General features: G+C 62.1%; 11 protein-coding genes. 4 read left to right on the forward strand and 7 right to left on the reverse strand.

Annotated elements, in window-relative coordinates; all coding sequences use genetic code 11:
• Positions 1 to 130 precede the first annotated feature (130 nt).
• Complete coding sequence (locus V5E97_RS01205; RefSeq protein ID WP_406697448.1) at positions 131 to 598, forward strand: hypothetical protein; 468 nt, start codon at positions 131 to 133, stop codon at positions 596 to 598.
• A 63-nt stretch (positions 599 to 661) separates the two neighbouring features.
• On the forward strand, positions 662 to 1,696 hold the full coding sequence (locus V5E97_RS01210; RefSeq protein ID WP_406697449.1) for a DUF1559 family PulG-like putative transporter: 1,035 nt from the start codon (positions 662 to 664) through the stop codon (positions 1,694 to 1,696).
• Between the two features lie 73 nt (positions 1,697 to 1,769).
• Here V5E97_RS01210 and V5E97_RS01215 read toward each other — a convergent pair whose 3' ends face one another.
• The 6 genes from V5E97_RS01215 to V5E97_RS01240 form a co-directional block, all read right to left on the reverse strand.
• Entirely contained in the window at positions 1,770 to 5,309 is a 3,540-nt protein-coding gene (locus V5E97_RS01215) for an AAA family ATPase (RefSeq protein ID WP_406697450.1), read from the reverse strand.
• The gene (locus tag V5E97_RS01220) at positions 5,306 to 6,577 is read right to left on the reverse strand and encodes a metallophosphoesterase family protein (protein WP_406697451.1); all 1,272 of its coding nucleotides are present in this window, start codon (positions 6,575 to 6,577) and stop codon (positions 5,306 to 5,308) included. The genes V5E97_RS01215 and V5E97_RS01220 overlap by 4 nt, the downstream gene beginning before the upstream one ends.
• Before the next feature lie 255 nt (positions 6,578 to 6,832).
• A complete protein-coding gene (locus V5E97_RS01225) occupies positions 6,833 to 7,846 on the reverse strand; it encodes a DUF1559 family PulG-like putative transporter (RefSeq protein WP_406697452.1) in 1,014 nt (337 codons plus the stop codon).
• Between the two features lie 54 nt (positions 7,847 to 7,900).
• Positions 7,901 to 8,362 (reverse strand): hypothetical protein, encoded by a 462-nt coding sequence (locus V5E97_RS01230; protein ID WP_406697453.1) that lies wholly within the window; start codon positions 8,360 to 8,362, stop codon positions 7,901 to 7,903.
• A gap of 475 nt (positions 8,363 to 8,837) precedes the next feature.
• Positions 8,838 to 9,602 (reverse strand): hypothetical protein, encoded by a 765-nt coding sequence (locus tag V5E97_RS01235; protein ID WP_406697454.1) that lies wholly within the window; start codon positions 9,600 to 9,602, stop codon positions 8,838 to 8,840.
• Positions 9,602 to 11,926, reverse strand: a complete 2,325-nt coding sequence (locus V5E97_RS01240) for a tetratricopeptide repeat protein (protein ID WP_406697455.1) — start codon at positions 11,924 to 11,926, stop codon at positions 9,602 to 9,604. The genes V5E97_RS01235 and V5E97_RS01240 overlap by 1 nt, the downstream gene beginning before the upstream one ends.
• Before the next feature lie 524 nt (positions 11,927 to 12,450).
• Here V5E97_RS01240 and V5E97_RS01245 point away from each other — a divergent pair.
• Complete coding sequence (locus tag V5E97_RS01245) at positions 12,451 to 12,924, forward strand: hypothetical protein (protein WP_406697456.1); 474 nt, start codon at positions 12,451 to 12,453, stop codon at positions 12,922 to 12,924.
• A gap of 263 nt (positions 12,925 to 13,187) precedes the next feature.
• Complete coding sequence (locus V5E97_RS01250; RefSeq protein ID WP_406697457.1) at positions 13,188 to 14,198, forward strand: hypothetical protein; 1,011 nt, start codon at positions 13,188 to 13,190, stop codon at positions 14,196 to 14,198.
• Positions 14,199 to 14,339: 141 nt separating this feature from the next.
• On the opposite strand, the gene V5E97_RS01255 is transcribed toward V5E97_RS01250, so the two are convergent.
• Entirely contained in the window at positions 14,340 to 15,704 is a 1,365-nt protein-coding gene (locus V5E97_RS01255; protein WP_406697458.1) for an IS701 family transposase, read from the reverse strand.
• Between the last annotated feature and the right edge of the window lie 89 nt (positions 15,705 to 15,793).

Here is a 15,793-nt window from a genome sequence, read left to right on the forward strand (position 1 = left end):
TCGCGATGCGGGTACGTCCGCTTGCCCCGAACTGTCCGATGCTCCATAGCGCACTCCATCCCCCTTTGAATCCGTGTGGCAGGCAAAACACTTGATCGCTTCGATTTATTTTGAATGCGCCGAGCCGGCGATGAAGCCGGCTCGAGCTTTCTCGATCACGGCCCTGATTCTCTTGAACTTGATGGGCTGCGGAGTGAGCGGTCCCAGCGAGGACGGGCGATTTCCCATTCACGGCACCGTCAGTGAGAGTGGTCAACCGCTCGGCCACGGCTCGATCTTGTTCCATCCCGAATCTCAGTCGGGAATTCAAGGCGCGGGCACGACCGTCAAGGAAGGTCGATACGAACTTCCCGCAGCCCAAGGCCTGTCCTCAGGACGCTATGCGGTCGAGATTCAACCAGGAACAACGGCCGCTTCTCCATCAGATCAGAAGGTCATTATTGATGAGATCACAGGGGCGGAAATCCCCAACCAACCCGTCAAGATCTCTCGATCCAATCCCCTGATCCCGAAAAAAAATTCCCCCAAGCGATTGCCGCGGAGGATCGAGGTCACGAAGGACGGACCGAACCAGTTCGACTTCGACCTCAGCAAATGAGACAGGCCCAAGGGTCACTGAAATCGGGAACAGGCGATTCCATTTTCCAAGGATGCTCTTTTCATGATCCATCAACGTCGGGCATTCACTCTGATCGAACTTCTGGTCGTCATCGCAATCATCGCGGTATTGATCGCCTTGCTGCTTCCTGCCGTGCAGGCGGCTCGCGAGGCGGCTCGACGCGCCCAGTGCACCAACAATCTGAAGCAGGTGGCCCTGGCCATGCACAATTATGAGAGCGCCCACGGTCGGCTTCCCCCCGGGCGCAAGGGGACCAGTTGGGGCACCTGGGTCATTTTCACGCTGCCTCACCTGGAGCAGCAAGGCATTTTCAACGCGTTCAACTTCATGGGCAACAATACCGAAGGCCGAGGCCCGTACGACACCAACTTCCGGTTTTTCGGAGCCGCCAACGTGACGGTGGCCGCCAGCCGGATCGGCTCACTCCTCTGCCCGAGTGATGTCATGATAAGCCCAAGTGAGCGTTCCTTTATCCTGGGACCGAACACGTTCTACGCCACGCAGCACAACTACGTCGCGAACTTCGGCTCCTCGGTGCTCCTGCAGCCTGCGATCTACCCCATCGGGGCCAACGCCACCGACCCAGGCGCCATCGCCTACGCCGGAGCCCCGTTCTCCGACATGGGAAGCCCATTCGTCGACATCGCCTCGGTCAACTTCCCACCCCCTTCGGGCGGCTTGGCCGACTATGCATTCAGCAGTTTTCTGGACGGAATCTCCAACACGATGCTCGTGTCGGAAACGGTCATCGGCTTCAATAAAGACTCGCGAGGATTCTCATGGTGGGGCGATGGAGCCACCTTCGAGACCTACCTGGCCCCCAACAGCCCGGCCCCCGATCGAGTCAACGGGGGTTGCAGCTACCCGTACATGAATAACCCGCCATGTATCCGACTTTCCACCGACCAGATCCTGGAGACCACGTTCGCCGCACGTAGCCGACACACCGCCGGGGGCGTCAACGCAGCGATCGCCGACGGTTCCGTCCGGTTCATCAAGAACTCGATCAACCTGTCCACCTGGCGAGCCTTGAGCACGACGAAAGGTGGAGAGATCATCAGCGCTGACGCATTTTAAAAAAAATGCTCTCATCCAAAGCCGACCAGCAGCCCTCAGAAACCAAGGGCAAAAGGGCGGGCCAGGGTGGGACTCAGCCCGTCTGACTTGAGGGCAACGTTTGGATAAAAACGACGTCGTCCGCCAGGTGCTTGCGGGCCAGGTCGAAGAGGTGCGCGTGATGGGTGAAGAAAAGGACCTGCGTTCGTCGTGATAGCTCAGCCAATGCCCGAAGCGCGGCCAGCGCCCTGCGATCGTCGAAGTTCAGGAGGATGTCGTCCACAACGAACGGGATCGGCTCGTGCGCCTGGAGCCAGGACTCGAGACTGGCCAGCCGAAGCGCAAGGTAGAGTTGGTCGTGGGAACCGTCGCTCATCCCTTCGACACCAACCAGGCGACCGTCGGCCCGGACTCCTTTTAAGAGGGAGCGACCGTCGCCGTCGTCGTCGATCTGAAGGCGTGAGAATGAGCCGTCGGTCAGGTCGGCGAAGAGCTGGCTGGCGCGGGCGAGCACCGGGCCTTGGCTCTTCTCACGGTACTTCTCGATCCCTCGGTTGAGCACGGCCGCCGCCAGCTTCAGTTTGGCGTAAAGAATGACGTCGGTCTGAAGCCGGGCCGTAATCGTTTGCGCTTTCTCGGCGGCCTCCGCGGCGCTGTCGCCGCCGTCCATCCGGGCGAGCTCGACCCGCTCGGCGCCCAGGGTTTCCTTGACCGCGTGGAGCTCCGACTCGAGCGCGGCGACATCGGCCTCACGCTGCGCGATGGCCGGGCCGAGATCGTCGGCGTCGGCCTGCTCGACCTCGGAGGAGAACTGAGCCAGGTCGGCCCCCGCGCCAAGCGCGATCACCTGGTCCTCGCAGGCGCGAAGGTCATCCTCGAGTCGGGCGCGATCGCGCGAGCGACGCTCCGCTTCCGGAAGTTCATCGGTCGACGCACAGCCTGCTTCGAGACGGAGCCGATCAAGCCGCGCGACCACCGCGACCTGTTCGGTCTCGGCCTCGCGTAGCCGCTGGCTCTCGCGATCGCGTTGCTGGATCAGGGTCGTCCGCCGCTGCTCGGCGTCGCGCTCCTCCCTTAGTCGCTGAGCCAGTTCTCGAGCCAGCGCCGCCGGGGAAAGTTCCTGCAAGTCGAGGCCGACCTGGCCACGGATCGTGGCGACGGCGGCAGCGAACTGGTCGGCATCGCGGTCGATGCCTCGGATCCGGCTCTGAAATTCGCGGCGTTTGCTGAGGGCCTCAAACAAACTCTGAATCTCGGTCAGGACGATCTCGGCCTGCTCGGGAGCGGCATCGGGCTCGAGGCCAATTCGCGCCATCTTGGCCGACCAGTCGAGCCGCCAGCTTGAAAGCTCCTCCTCGGTGGCCTGAAGGCGAAGCTGATCGCGAGCGAGGTCGGCGCGGGCCTCGGCAATTTGATTGATCAGGGTCTCTCGACGTCGGCTGGCGCGGTCTTCGCGTTCCAGCACTTCCTCGCTCTGTTCGAGCAAGGCGGCGAGCCCCTCTTGCGGGTCAGGCAGGGAGGCAGACAGGCCCCCCATCGCCCGCTCCACGGCCGCGCGATGCTCGGCGAGTAAAGCTTCGCAGTCCTCGCGAGCCAGTCGAGCGTCGCGGGCCTGCTCCAACCGATGGACCACCTCGGCCCGCTGCCGGAGCCAGGCCCGGAGTTCGGCAGGCTCCGCCGCGGAAACCCCGAGCGCATCGACCAGCCTTTTCCAATCCGCGCGAACACGGTCACGCCGGTCCTCGACATCGCGTCGGGTTCGTGAACGCCCCTCGCGAGTGCCCTGGTGAGCGTCAAGCTGGGCAAGCCACTCCGCCTTGCGGGCCACCCGCTCGGCCTCGTGGCGGAGCCGATCGCCCATGGCGTCAGCACGGAGCATGCTTTGCTCGAACGCGTCGGCCAGCGCTCGCCCGGGCGCGAACTCGGCTACGAACGCGCCTCGTTCCGCGTCCACGCTATCGGCGGAAGGGGCAGGGCCGGCATCTCGGACCAAACGCCAGCCCTCGTCACGACGCTGCCGAGCCGCGCGAAGATCATCCTCGGTCGGCACGTCCTGATGGAGATCCAGCGCTCGCAACTGGGCCTCGAGTTGCTTGACGGCCTTGGCCTCGGCGTTCTCCTGATCGTCAAGGAGTCGGAGCTCGCGCTCAACGGCCTGCCAGTCCGACTCGAAGCGAACGAGCGTGGGTTCGACGGGAACGGCCTGCCGCTCGAGGTCGTCAAGACTCCCCGACCAGCCGGGAAGTTGCTGAAGTCCAAGCGCTGCCTGCCGCGTGGCGCCGTCGTACGCGGCTCGGGCCTCGGCGTTCCTCGCGTCGAGGTCGCCGGCCTTTCGTGCTGCCCTTACGGCACGACGGAGCGAGGCGACGTCACGCGGAGTCCCCAGGGCAGACTGCTCACGCTCGAGCCGGCCGGCCTGTTCCTCGTGCTTGGCAATCGCGCTTCGAGTCTCATCACGCTGAACGCGAAGCGCCGTGAACCGCTGGCCAAGCGCCCGGATCATTGGCGGTTCGTCAGCCCGAAGGTGAAGCTCCTCGGCCGCGTCAAGGTCGCGCGAGCGGCCCAGCTTACCGAGAATCTCGCGGGCCAGATGCTCGTTCTCCAGCCTCCAGTTCTCCAGGCGAGGCCGATGCTCGAGCGCTTTTTCCACCGCGCCAAGCTGTTCCTTCAACGCCTCGATCGCATCGGCCGAATCGAGCAAGCGGTGGCGCGGTTCGGTCTCGGCCAGGCGAGCGTCCAGCTCTTCGACCGTGGTGCGGGTCTGCTCGATGGTGCTGACGACCAGGTGGAGCGTCTCTTGCGCCTCTCGGCATTCGCTCCCGAAGGAATCACGGAGCCGGACGATATCGCCGAGTTGCTCGAATTCGCCCTGGAGGCGGCGGAGCCGGGCGACCTGCGGGATCGCGTCGCGAACGCGGATCATCCGGTTGAGCGCGCGGCGGGCGGCGTGGGTCTGCTCGACCAGGCGATTCCCCTGCTCCTGAGCGTCGCGCAGGGCGCGGTCATGCCGCTGCCAGTCCTCGCTGGGCAACTGGAACCGCTTGATCTCGTCCTGTGACACGCGATACTCGGCCAGGGCCTGGTTGATCCGCTGGTTCTGGCCTCTCGGCTTGAACAGCGCATCGAGCCGCTCCTGAAGCCGCTGCTTGGCCTGGCCAAGACCAGCCAGGCCGGTTCCAGCGGCGAAGAGGAGCTCACCGAGCCTCCCCTGGCCGGTCTTGATCTCCTCGCCCGCTTGCTTCAAACGCGCGTGATCGATGCCGAAGAGGTTTTCAAAAGTCTCCTGGTCCACCCCGCCCAGAAACCGTTCGAGCCGTTCCGGCGCGACGGTCGCGGCGTCAGCCAGGTCGCGGAGGGTATTCTTATTCCCCTTCCGGCGCACGATCTCAAGGACCTCGCCATCGCTATGGCTCAGTGTCCCACCGACCCGAAGCTGGTCGTACGGGTGGATGAAACCGTCGGCCGTCCGGGTCGGGAATCCAAAGAGCAGGTGCGACAAGGCTCGGAGCGTGGAGGTCTTCCCCGCCTCGTTCGGTCCGTAAATCAGGTGCAGGCCATGCTGACCGCCCGAGAGATCTAGCTCCGCCCCCGAAAATGGCCCCACGGCCTTGAGTTGAAGTCGCAAGAACCTCATGAGTGCGCTCCGCGATCGGAACGGAGCAGCAAGTCGAGCAAGAAGGGCTGAACCTCGTCAAGCTGGCTCCGCAACCACTCGGGATCGTTCAGTTGCAGGGGGTCATGACCGCCGGTGAGGTCGGGCGGCAGCTTCCGCCTCAGCTCGGTCAGTTCCTCACCCAGCGAGGCCAGGGCCTCGGGATCAGCACGGAGCAGGTCGAACACCTCACGAAGCTCCTCGATCGGCCCGTCAAGCACCGGCAACAGCCGGGTGGGGCGAGTCTGGATCTCCACCTTCTCGACCCAGAGCCGATCCGCGCCCCGCTCCAGGGCCAGGTTGCGAACCTCGGCCACGTAACGCTCCGGATCCGCATGGAGCCGGTCGTGCAGAGTGGAAGGCCCATGGATCACCACGCGGACCGCCAGCAAACGGTCGGGGTCGGTCTCGGTCCGGAGCAGTTCATCGAACACTCCGGACACCTTGTCCAGGAGATCCGCCTCGGTATCAAGATCCGAGGCATCAACCCGCCCTCGCTCCCAGCGCACGACATCGAGCCGGTGAAACGTGCGGGCGACGCCGTCGCCAGGCTCCAGGGTCGCCAGCAGGCAGCCCTTCTCACCGGTTTCCCGAATATGCCGGCCTTGCGTATTGCCGGGAAAGACGACCAAGGGGTCAAGGCAAGGGTATCCTCGCGTATGGATATGCCCCAACGCCCAGTAGTCGTACGCGCGTTCGCGGAGATCTTCCACGGTGCAAGGAGCGTACCGCTCGTGCCCCTCCAGGCCGGTCAGCCCGGTATGGAGCAAGCCAATGTTGACCCAGCCCGGCACGGGGTCGGGGTAGGCGGCCGCGAGGTTCTCTGTCACCGCGGCCCGAGCAAAGCTCTGGCCGTGGATCGCCACGTCGAGCTGCTCCAGCCGCACCGTCTCAGGCCGGTCGGGATTGAGGACTTTCACGTTATCGGGAAGCCGCAATGCCCGGGTCATCTTGTTCGCGGCGTCGTGATTGCCTGCGATGATGAAAACGGGGATGTTCGCTTCGCGGAGCCGATTGAGCTGCCCGACGAGATAGAGCCCCGTGTTGTAATCGCGCCAGTCGCCATCGTAGAGGTCGCCCGCGATCAGCAAGAAGTCCACCTGACGATCGACCGTCAACTGAATCAACCGCTCGAAGGCCCGGCGAGTTGCGCCCCGGATCCGCTCGACGGGTGCGTGCTCGTAGCGTTCGAGCCCCCGGAGCGGACTGTCGAGGTGGATATCAGCGGCATGGATGAAGGTGATCGCCATGGGCTCTGGAAGGCGTGGCCGGTACTTTGGGATGGGACAAGGGGATTCACAGACCCGCATCTTCCCAGAAAACGGCGAGCGCTGACAAGGCGGCCTCCGTGGTTCCAACAACAAATCCAGCAATCAGCACAATCCGAATTATCGCGAATTTCGCCACAAGCCCGCCAGCCTGCTTCGGCCGCGGCCGGAACCAAAAAAAAAGCCCGGGACGAAATCGTCCCGGGCCGTCGAAGCGTGGGTCGGAGAGACGTGGGCTCAGTACTGATCTGCGCTGATGATCTCACCGCCCGCTCGTGTCACGAGGTTGGCAAAGATCCGGATGCTCACGGTCTCTTTGACGAACTTGACCGAGCCGTCACCGAACACAAAGTTAGCTCCGCCGGGGTGGAATCCATAGGCTTCGCCCGACCCTTCCGAACCGTAATAGGTGTAGGGGAAGGTCTGCGAGCCGATGTCTTCGCCGTTGGTGCAGTTCAGCGGGCAAGGGCCCGGGATCACCGATCCGTCCTGACTCGAGCCGTCGACGCTGAAGTCGCTGGCCGGGCGGCACCAGCCTCCCGCATTCACGCGGTTGGTCAGGAGATTGCTCCCGGCTTGCCGGCCCCCTTTGCGAAACACGTAGGGACGGCCGGCCGATTCGGCCAGGCCGATCGTGTTGGAAAGGCCGTCGGTGACGTCCGCGAGCCGTGACTTGACGTTCTTGGGAAGCAGGCCAGTCCAGGGGCCGGTGGTGAGGGTGTCGCCGGCCGCGCCGACCAGGCCCAAGCCCGGTGTACCGAGTCTCCGATCGATGCCGATCGTCGGCGAGTAGTGAGTCACCGCCGCCACGTTTGCGGCCCAGGGGGCACCGGAAAGGAGCTGAGGATCGCCGTCGAGCACTTCCCCTCCCTGAGCGGAAGGGCAGAGGAAGACGTTGATCTTGGACCGAACGCTCGTCGTGTTCTCGGCATTGCTCCAGTTCAGCGACTGGTTATAGGCGTTGTAAACGTTGTTTTGCTCGAAGTAAGGGAGCATGATCGTCAGTCCGGCGATCCGGGGCAGGGTGGTGGCTCCGCCCGGCCGATCGCTCGAGGGAAGGTTCAAGTTGACGTCATGAAAGTTATGCAGGGCGATGCCGAGCTGCTTCATGTTATTGACACACTGCGAACGTCGGGCCGCCTCGCGAGCCGCCTGCACGGCGGGCAACAGCAGAGCGATGAGAACCGCGATGATCGAGATGACGACCAGCAGTTCGATCAAGGTGAATCCACGGCGACCTGATTTGATCATGAGATCCTCTGAAATATTCCTGATTGAATGAGTTGTTGGCAAAAGTCAGGGCCGTTATTTGGTAATGGTGAGCGGCTCGAGCTCGTTGGGAGCTTCAGCCACCTTGATCTTCCAGAGTGAGCTTTCGCGACTCGCGTAGCTCTTGGGGATCAGGTCCGGGCCCGCCTTGAAATCCTTGCCGTTCTTGATGATCTTGTTCCACTGGATCGTGGCGGTGTAATCACCCGACGGTGCGCCGTCGTCCGCGTCATACGTCGTCAAGCTGAACGAACCATCCGGCTTGACCTTGGCCGAGGGACGGAGCTCCGTCTCTCCTCCCGCGGTCGTCGGATAGAAAACGATAAGCGCACCCTCCGGGACCTCTCCCGCGACGCTCACCTTCCCCTTGACCGGAAACACCGGCACACGTCCATCGTCGCTCGAACATCCCGTGACGAGCATCGCCAACCCAACGCCACAGAGCGGGACAAAGTGCTTCACGAATCGCCAAGACGAAGACTTCACAATTTGGCACATAGGACTCGCCTCCACTCCATTTCGCTCGAAAAAGCGTCGACAACCTCGCCGGCGGAGCGCATCGCTCCCCCAGTCCGAAATGCATCCGGACTCATCACAGCACCATGATCCGTCTGATCGCTCAGGACCCCTTTGTCCTGATGGACCCAAAACAGTCATTCTTAGCTGATGTGCGATTCTTATGATCCCGACCGGTTTAGTCAAGTTCAAATTCGACTAACCAAGTCGACATTGTGAATTAATTTTCAGAGACCGCTGTCGATTCCAGAAAAAACCCTGGTATTCCCGTAAAAAAGCCGGACGTGCCGCCTGGTTTGGCGGAAACCCAGGGTGCAGGTTCGCCCTCGTCGCTCCGGATCCGCTCCTACGCGAGTGGATCCGGAACGACGAGGGTAGAGGTTTCCAACTCAGAGGGCGGGGCAGGGGATCGACTAACGGGGTAGGCAGGACTCGGTTCAGATCGGATCGGCGGGACTCAGGGCTTTTTCCGCGGGTGCAACTGGCCGTCGGCGATCACCAGCCACCAGGAGAAGCTTTGCCCTTTTCTGGCTGCCTGCTCCCAGTACGGTTTTGCCTTCTCGGCCTGCTCGGCTCCCTCGAGGTAGGAAGCGACGACCAGGGCCGGGCCGATCCGGCCCGCCGCCTCGGTTTCCTCGATCAGCGTGTCGATGCTCTTTTGGTCGAGCGCATTGGGATCCCCCTTGGCGATGGCCTCGCGAAGCTTGATCAGGATCCCCGAAAACTTGGGGGAGGTGGTTTTGTACTGGTCGAGGAACTGCGCCGCGGTGGAGTCGAGCAATTTCTGATCGCCCGACAGCCCGGCCGCGGCGAGCAGCGTCACCAATGCGAGTTGATGACCGGGCGGGTTTTCCGCCTCCGCCTTGATCAAACGCTGAAGGGAGTCGAACGTCTTGCCGGCCTCTCCCCGAGCTATCAACAGTGAGACACGCGGGATCACAACGGCCTCGTCGTCTCGATCTCCAAAGCGTTTGAGCAACTCGAGGGTAAAGTCACTCGCCTCGGTCCGCTGGCCTTCGCCGGTCCTCACGCAGAATTCGATCCAGTCGTAACCTGAGTTGCCCGAATAGCGCTCGGAGCGGGCTTGCGCCCATTTCTCGGCGGCCTCCCAATCCCGTTGTCCCTCCGCGCATCGCTGCGCGGTTCTCATCGCCCACTCGGCCCACGTCTCGGCCGCGGCATCCGCGTAGGGTCGAGCCGCCTCGTAAAGTCCGCCGGCCATCAACGACTCGGCGATCTCGACCCGGACTTGCGCGTGGTCGAGGCCATGATCCTCAACCTTGGCGAGGTACTCATCCAGGATCTCCTTCCAGCGAGCCAGGTTCCCTGCGTCTTTTCTCGGTCCGCCATCAAGCGATAGGCCCAGGGATCGGGCGAGAGTTCGATGTAGCGTTTCAGAAGCGCCGCGGCTTCCTTCGTGCGTCCCAGGTTGTCATAGCGGCGGGCCAGGGGACCGATCAAGCTCGGGTGATCGCCGACCTTCGTCCGCCAGGCCTCCACAGATTTCTCGGCCTCATCCCAGGCATGTTCCACCAGCATCCCCATGGCGTAGGGGGAGTTCGGATTCACCAGGAGCAGTTTGTGGGCGTAATCCACGGCCCGCGACTCCCGGTAGTAGAGCAGGGCCAGGGAGAGGTCGTGAGTATTCCAATCGCTGAGGAACGGCGAAGCCCCATAGAACGGCGGCATCGAATCCGGGGGGAGGAATTGCTTGATCCTCCATTGCATAGGCGAGGTGTTCAGGCCGAAGTCCGTGGTGTCCAGCGTCTCGGCGAAGGTGAGAAACGCCTTGGGGTCCTGAGGAGTTCGGACGAAAGTCTCGAGATAGGGGCGGAAGCGGTGATCGGCCACGAGCGGCCGGACTTCCTCCCAGTACTCGTCGGCCGGCACCATCCATTGATTTGCCATGAAGTCGAGGCGACGGAACGTGCAAACAAACCGAGTTTCGCGGATCATCCGCGCCAGGGCTCCCCAGGACGGTTCCGCCGGATCACTGGCAGGGTCCGCAGCGACGTCAAGCGCCCGCGTGAGTGCGACCTCATCCTGCACCGTCTTGCCGACGGCGTCGGGCAAGCCGGGCAACCCGCGTATTTTCCCCGGAACGACCTGGGAGAGAACCAGAGGGGTCATCACTGTCGCGCGATGAAGGTTCGCGATTCCACACACCTCGTACAAAGCGTGATGTGCGCGGAAACATTCGGGATTGGCCACGATCATGGCGCGAGCGGCGCGGAAGGCCACGTCGGTATTCGCGGGGTGCTCGACCGCCATGAGATGGAGTAGCGCCCCCAACTCGGCGACAGAGCCGTCGCGAGGCTTGGCGAGCTTGTCGGCGGCGAAGTGGCAGTAGGCCTCGATCAGCTCGACCCAGTCCGGGGGAGCGGGGCGAAGCGATTCCTCCATGCCCTCGAGAAAACGGTTCGCAGCCTCAAGCTCCATGAACGCCAGGTTGTGGGTTCCGGCCATCGCCGCGGCATAGGCACGAATCCAGCGGGCCATCGGTGCGCCTGGCCTGGCGGCGACGTCGCGATGGGCGTAGAGCAAGGCACGGGCCTTGTAAGCCTGAGCCGCGGCGTCCCACTGAAACTCCGTCAGCACGCCCAGGTTGGCGTAGCCGCGAACCAGGCCGTGGAGCCGCCAGGGCGATGCGCCTTCGGTCCGAATCAGCTCGTGGATCTGTCGAATCGCCGCGAATTGCGGTAGAAACGACATCTTCAAAAGTTGATCCTCGAGCGCGGCGGGAAGCCGAACGTCCCCTTTCTTGGGAACCGGCTTCTTCTTGACACCCGCCTTGACGAGAGCCTCCGGCAGTCCGTCACGCGAGGCGGCTTCGGCGTTTTTGCCGAGTGTCAGGTAGTCGTTGAGCCTCTCGTTATCGCGGAGCATCCGTTCGAAGAGGACCTCGCGTTTTTCTCCCTGCCCACGGCTGAGCCGGATCGCCACTTTTTCACGCGAGCAGAGGACCGCAACCTCGATGACAGCCGTCGGCCGACCGCTCGGCGCAGGGTCGCCGATCGAAGCGTCGCGGACCGTCACGTTCAGTTCCTCGCGCGCGGCGAGCAACACAGCCTGCCGCGCAAGCTCACGAGCGAGCCGGCCATGGTGCCCGTAATGTCCCGGACGGAACCGGGGCGGCCTCCCGGGCTCGGTCAGCAGGACGATGGTCTCGCCCCCCGGCTGTTTGGTGAAGACCTGCAGTTCACAACGCTCTGAAGGGTCGTCCTGAGGCGCAGCAACCGCCGCCTGCTCCTTGGCCGCGGCGCCGCCGACCTGCGGAACGAGCGCCAGCAACCCATTCAGCTCCTGAACCAAGGACGCCCAGGAAGCCGTCACGGCCACAAAGATGACCAACACCAATGCGATGGACGCAATCCTGCCCCGAAGGCGTCCCCCCCGTTCCCTCGACGCCGGCTCTGCGTTCAACGAACCAGGAGGGCTCCCCTCAACTTGTCCCGAGCCATTCGAGTTCGAGTCCCCCCACGCGCTCGCAGGCTCCTGCGACGACGCCCCCTCGCGGTCGAGACCGCCCCGCTGATCGCTTGCCATGACCGGCACTCCTGGCTGGAACAGTCCGTGAGAGTTGGGATCGTTCTGTGGGAACCGCGAAAGGCCCCGGTCGAAACCAGGAAACGTGAAGTTCCTGGAGAGCCAAGCGTAATCACGAGCCCGATTGAATGCAAGCATTCGATTAATGACAGCTTCATGAGAGATCATCAATCGACCGATCTCCATGAGCAGCCAGGCAAGCCAAAACAGCCAAGGAAGCCAGGCTCTGCAAGATGATTCTACCGGAAGCCATGCCTCATGGCCTCGGTGAGTGTAGGCTTGCCCCGGCGTTGTCCTCAACGTAGGCGTTCACGCACCGCGAGTGCCCGCGACTCAAGGGGCCTGACCAGGAATGGCCAGGCACTTCTGAAGGGGTAGGCTGGGTAAGTTCGTCGAACGGCTGATGCCTCGCCGAAATCCCACGGGGCCTGAGGTTTCGACGGCCAGGTTCGCCAAGCTGACAGGATCACTCCGTCGCAAGTGCTTGGCTCAAGCCCGTTCTCCTCGTGGATCTGATCGCGGAGGTGGCCGCGACGCTGGAGCCGGGGACCGAGGAGGTCACGCAGCGGGAAGAGAAGATCGGGGGCCTGATTGATCAATTCGAACAGGCCGAGGACCCGATCCGCCACGGCATGGCGACGGTGATCCTGAGCTTCCTGGCCGGCTTGTTCGTCGGTGAGGCGAAGCATGAAGCGATTCGGGACAATCTCGATCCAGAGCGTTGGTTTCGCTTGCCAAAGAGTCACGAGCGGCGGATTCACAGTCATCGCCACGCGGGGATTCGGTTGGTCCTGGAGGGAGCGACGTTGGTGCATACCTTGGGCGCTCACGCGGCGCATCCCGGGCCGTTCACCGCGGACGACCTGCTTCCCTATCGAACATCTCGTGAGCCGCCGTGCCAGACCGAGGCACGGAACCGCCGCACGATCATGAAGAAGGGCCCGCTTCAAGAAGAAACGGCCGTTACTCCTGGCCGAGTTGGAGCGGCGTTATCATGAAACGCCGAAGATTTAGCTCTTTGGCGGATCATTGAATTTTTTAGTCGCGATTTCGTGCGTTGCGTCAATTTTTCTGAGGTTCCATTATTCTCTGGCGACCAGCGACGAGCGGAGATAGAATCCAGTTTGATAAGCAATGCTAACTGTTAATCACTTAACACATATCAAGTCAGTCCAGAGTAGAGAATCCGATAAGTGTTAGACGGAATTGGTTCTGTCTAACAAATTAGGCGGTGGGCCACACAAACGGAGCTTAGCGGATCATGTTACACGTTCGACGCGTTCTTGTCCTGCTGGTCGTGTTGTGCCCCTCGCCGGTTCGAGCCCAGATCGATCCCGCGACCGCCGCTTCGGCTGTAAGGGCTGTGTGGGGCTTCGCGACCGAGATGGAGCGGGACCGGGAGACACGGCGGTTCCGCTCCCAGATCCAGGGGAGGCTCGATGTGATATTCAACAACATCGACCTACAATTCCTCAACATCACGAACAGCGAGTTCGCCCGCGCGCGGGCTGAATTTGCAAACTATTTGGAAAATACGCGGGCCACGGACGCAGCAAATACGCTGCTAGCCGCCCGGATGTTGTCTGGGCGGGCCTTGGAGCAATACCGTGGGCGCGGAATCGACGCCGCAGAAGCTTATCAGGCGGCCGCCACGCTTCATGTTGCAATCCTGAAAGAGCGATATCGGCGAGAGCCAGACAAGCAAGCGGCCCGGAGGGTCATGATTAATGAATTCACCGGACCGAGTGGGATCGAGATTCACCTGAGGAGGCTTCATGAGGACCTGACTCAACTCGCACCTCGGCAGGCGAATCGCGTGATTGGCGGCGTGTTTCAGCCCGATTATGGGGCGCAGGCGTCAACGAGGTTAAGGGCCCTCGCCGCAGAGGTAACCCGCCTTAAGCTCCAGAATGTCGTCAACAACCCGACGACCGAGAGGAACTACACCTATATCACATGGGTATTCAGCCCCAGAGCTTCGGAAGCGATCCAGCAGAGGGGCGCGGCCCAGGTCAATTACGTGGGGGTTCCGGCCGAGGTGGCTGGCGAGGTAGGGACCAACGGCGTGCCCGCCAGGCCCGAGATCGTGTGCTTCCAAGATCAGTTCGACGTCCCTCACGGCGTAAGACAAATACAGTTCAACAATTGTTCAACAAATTACCTTTTTGTACTTATGTGGGAAGGCAATACCCGGAGACTCATGCGGATCGTCAACGAGCGGGCGGACGAGGCTGGAAGGGTCATCGAGTTCGTGCAGGGCGACTTGAACTGAGGGCCAGAAGTGGCCAGGCACCTCTAAGTTCAAGTTTCGCATTAACAGGGACGGATCGGGAGCGGCCCGAGGCCCGAATTCGACCCCAGCGAACCCTTGATCAAGTGCGAGAGAAGGCCGAAATCTCCGGCTGGAGCCGGCTCAGCCTGCGCGGCTGAGAAATTCGGTGAGCTGCGTAATCCAGGCTTTTAGGTCACACCGTTTGGAAAGCTCTCTCTCGGTTTTCTCCTCATAGCTGACTCGCCTCAAGGTCGTCAGCAGGTCGGCAAACGAGGCCTCTTGCTTCTTCGGATACCAGGGCCGGACCGGAAAGCGAAGAAATCGATGACCGGTTTGGTGGAACCAAACAACCACCAAGCTGTAGAGGAGCAAGGCCATCGGCGCGGTTCGCTCGATGGCCTTGGGGAGGCGATTGGCGGGATCCTCGAGGCCGAGAAGTTGCTTGGTATTTTCAAAAGTACATTCGATTGCCCAACGGTATGAGTAGGCCGAGAGGATCTGCGGGACGGTCCAATCCAGCTTGGTGCAGTAGAACATCTGATCGGGGCGTTTCCCTTTCAGGTCACGCACCAAGACGATCGTGAGAAGTCGGTTCTTGCCGGCCTTGTAGTAGAGCGCCTGGATCGTCTTAACCGCCAAGCTGGCATGGAGCCCGAACTGGTCGAAGTCGAGTGAGGTCCAGGGTTGATTCGCATCCTCGGCCCACACGTTCATCCCTGGGAGGCGTTTGCCTTTCTTGCGGGGTGCCCCTTTGGTCTTCTCCCCCTTGGGAGGCGCCGGCTCGTAGAGTGCCCCCTTGGGATGGACATGGCTAATGAGATGGACCCGAGGCGGGAGTTGGCCGAGGATGCTCTGGCCCCCATAGGCGCTGTCGCCGGTGATGAGGATCTCGTCGTCGGGGAACCAGCCCGCCGCCAAGGAGATCAATTCCATGGCGAGTTCGGGGCGGGTGCGATGATTGGGATCGGGCTTGGCTTTTTTCTTTTTCTGGTTCTTTTTCCCCTTGGTCAAGCCTTGGCGGTTGACGTAGAGCCGCATGGCGATGGGTAAAGCAAAGACTTTGGTCGGCGCCCAGAACGGGTGGACGACGATCAAGCAGAGGACGACCCAGTCGTGTCCCCAACTGACGAGAGCTTTGGCTCGACTGGAAATGAGTGGGTCGTAGTGCATGCCGGCGCCATAGAGAGTGAGACCGCGTTTTCGGCAGAGGGTGTCGTCGACGGCCCAGTAAAGAGTGGCGTTCGGTGCGAGAATGGTGACGACGAACTTGGCCAGGTACATCGAGAAGCGATCGAGATTCCAAGCGGCGTGGCTGAAGAAGCGATGGAAGCGTGACCAATGACCGATGCCGATGTGCCCGCTGGAGAAGATGAGTTCGGTGATATAGCGGTGGCGATTGGAGAGGAACCAGCCGGAGGCGATCGAGGTGAAGGTATGGAAGGAGGGATTGGTGAAGACGGGTGTAGATTGCTGTAGCAAGAGGAGGAAAGAGGGTGTAAGTTCCATGAGTCGGCGTCCTATGTCAGGGCAAATTGTTCGGTGTAAGGCCCAAACAATTTGCCAAGAACTGACAGAGGCGCCGACGTTTTTTTTGG

The sequence above is a fragment of the Singulisphaera photorubra genome, from assembly GCF_045290345.1.
Classification (GTDB): domain Bacteria; phylum Planctomycetota; class Planctomycetia; order Isosphaerales; family Isosphaeraceae; genus Singulisphaera.

What these genes read in the sequence shown, in the direction of transcription:
- V5E97_RS01250 (WP_406697457.1), top strand. Translation starts at nt 13,188, where the DNA reads ATGTTACACGTTCGACGCGTTCTTGTCCTGCTGGTCGTGTTGTGCCCC.
- V5E97_RS01205 (WP_406697448.1), top strand. Translation starts at nt 131, where the DNA reads ATGAAGCCGGCTCGAGCTTTCTCGATCACGGCCCTGATTCTCTTGAAC.
- V5E97_RS01210 (WP_406697449.1), top strand. Translation starts at nt 662, where the DNA reads ATGATCCATCAACGTCGGGCATTCACTCTGATCGAACTTCTGGTCGTC.
- V5E97_RS01235 (WP_406697454.1), bottom strand. Translation starts at nt 9,602, where the DNA reads ATGGCCGGCGGACTTTACGAGGCGGCTCGACCCTACGCGGATGCCGCG.
- V5E97_RS01225 (WP_406697452.1), bottom strand. Translation starts at nt 7,846, where the DNA reads ATGATCAAATCAGGTCGCCGTGGATTCACCTTGATCGAACTGCTGGTC.
- V5E97_RS01230 (WP_406697453.1), bottom strand. Translation starts at nt 8,362, where the DNA reads ATGTGCCAAATTGTGAAGTCTTCGTCTTGGCGATTCGTGAAGCACTTT.
- V5E97_RS01220 (WP_406697451.1), bottom strand. Translation starts at nt 6,577, where the DNA reads ATGGCGATCACCTTCATCCATGCCGCTGATATCCACCTCGACAGTCCG.
- V5E97_RS01215 (WP_406697450.1), bottom strand. Translation starts at nt 5,309, where the DNA reads ATGAGGTTCTTGCGACTTCAACTCAAGGCCGTGGGGCCATTTTCGGGG.
- V5E97_RS01240 (WP_406697455.1), bottom strand. Translation starts at nt 11,926, where the DNA reads ATGGCAAGCGATCAGCGGGGCGGTCTCGACCGCGAGGGGGCGTCGTCG.
- V5E97_RS01255 (WP_406697458.1), bottom strand. Translation starts at nt 15,704, where the DNA reads ATGGAACTTACACCCTCTTTCCTCCTCTTGCTACAGCAATCTACACCC.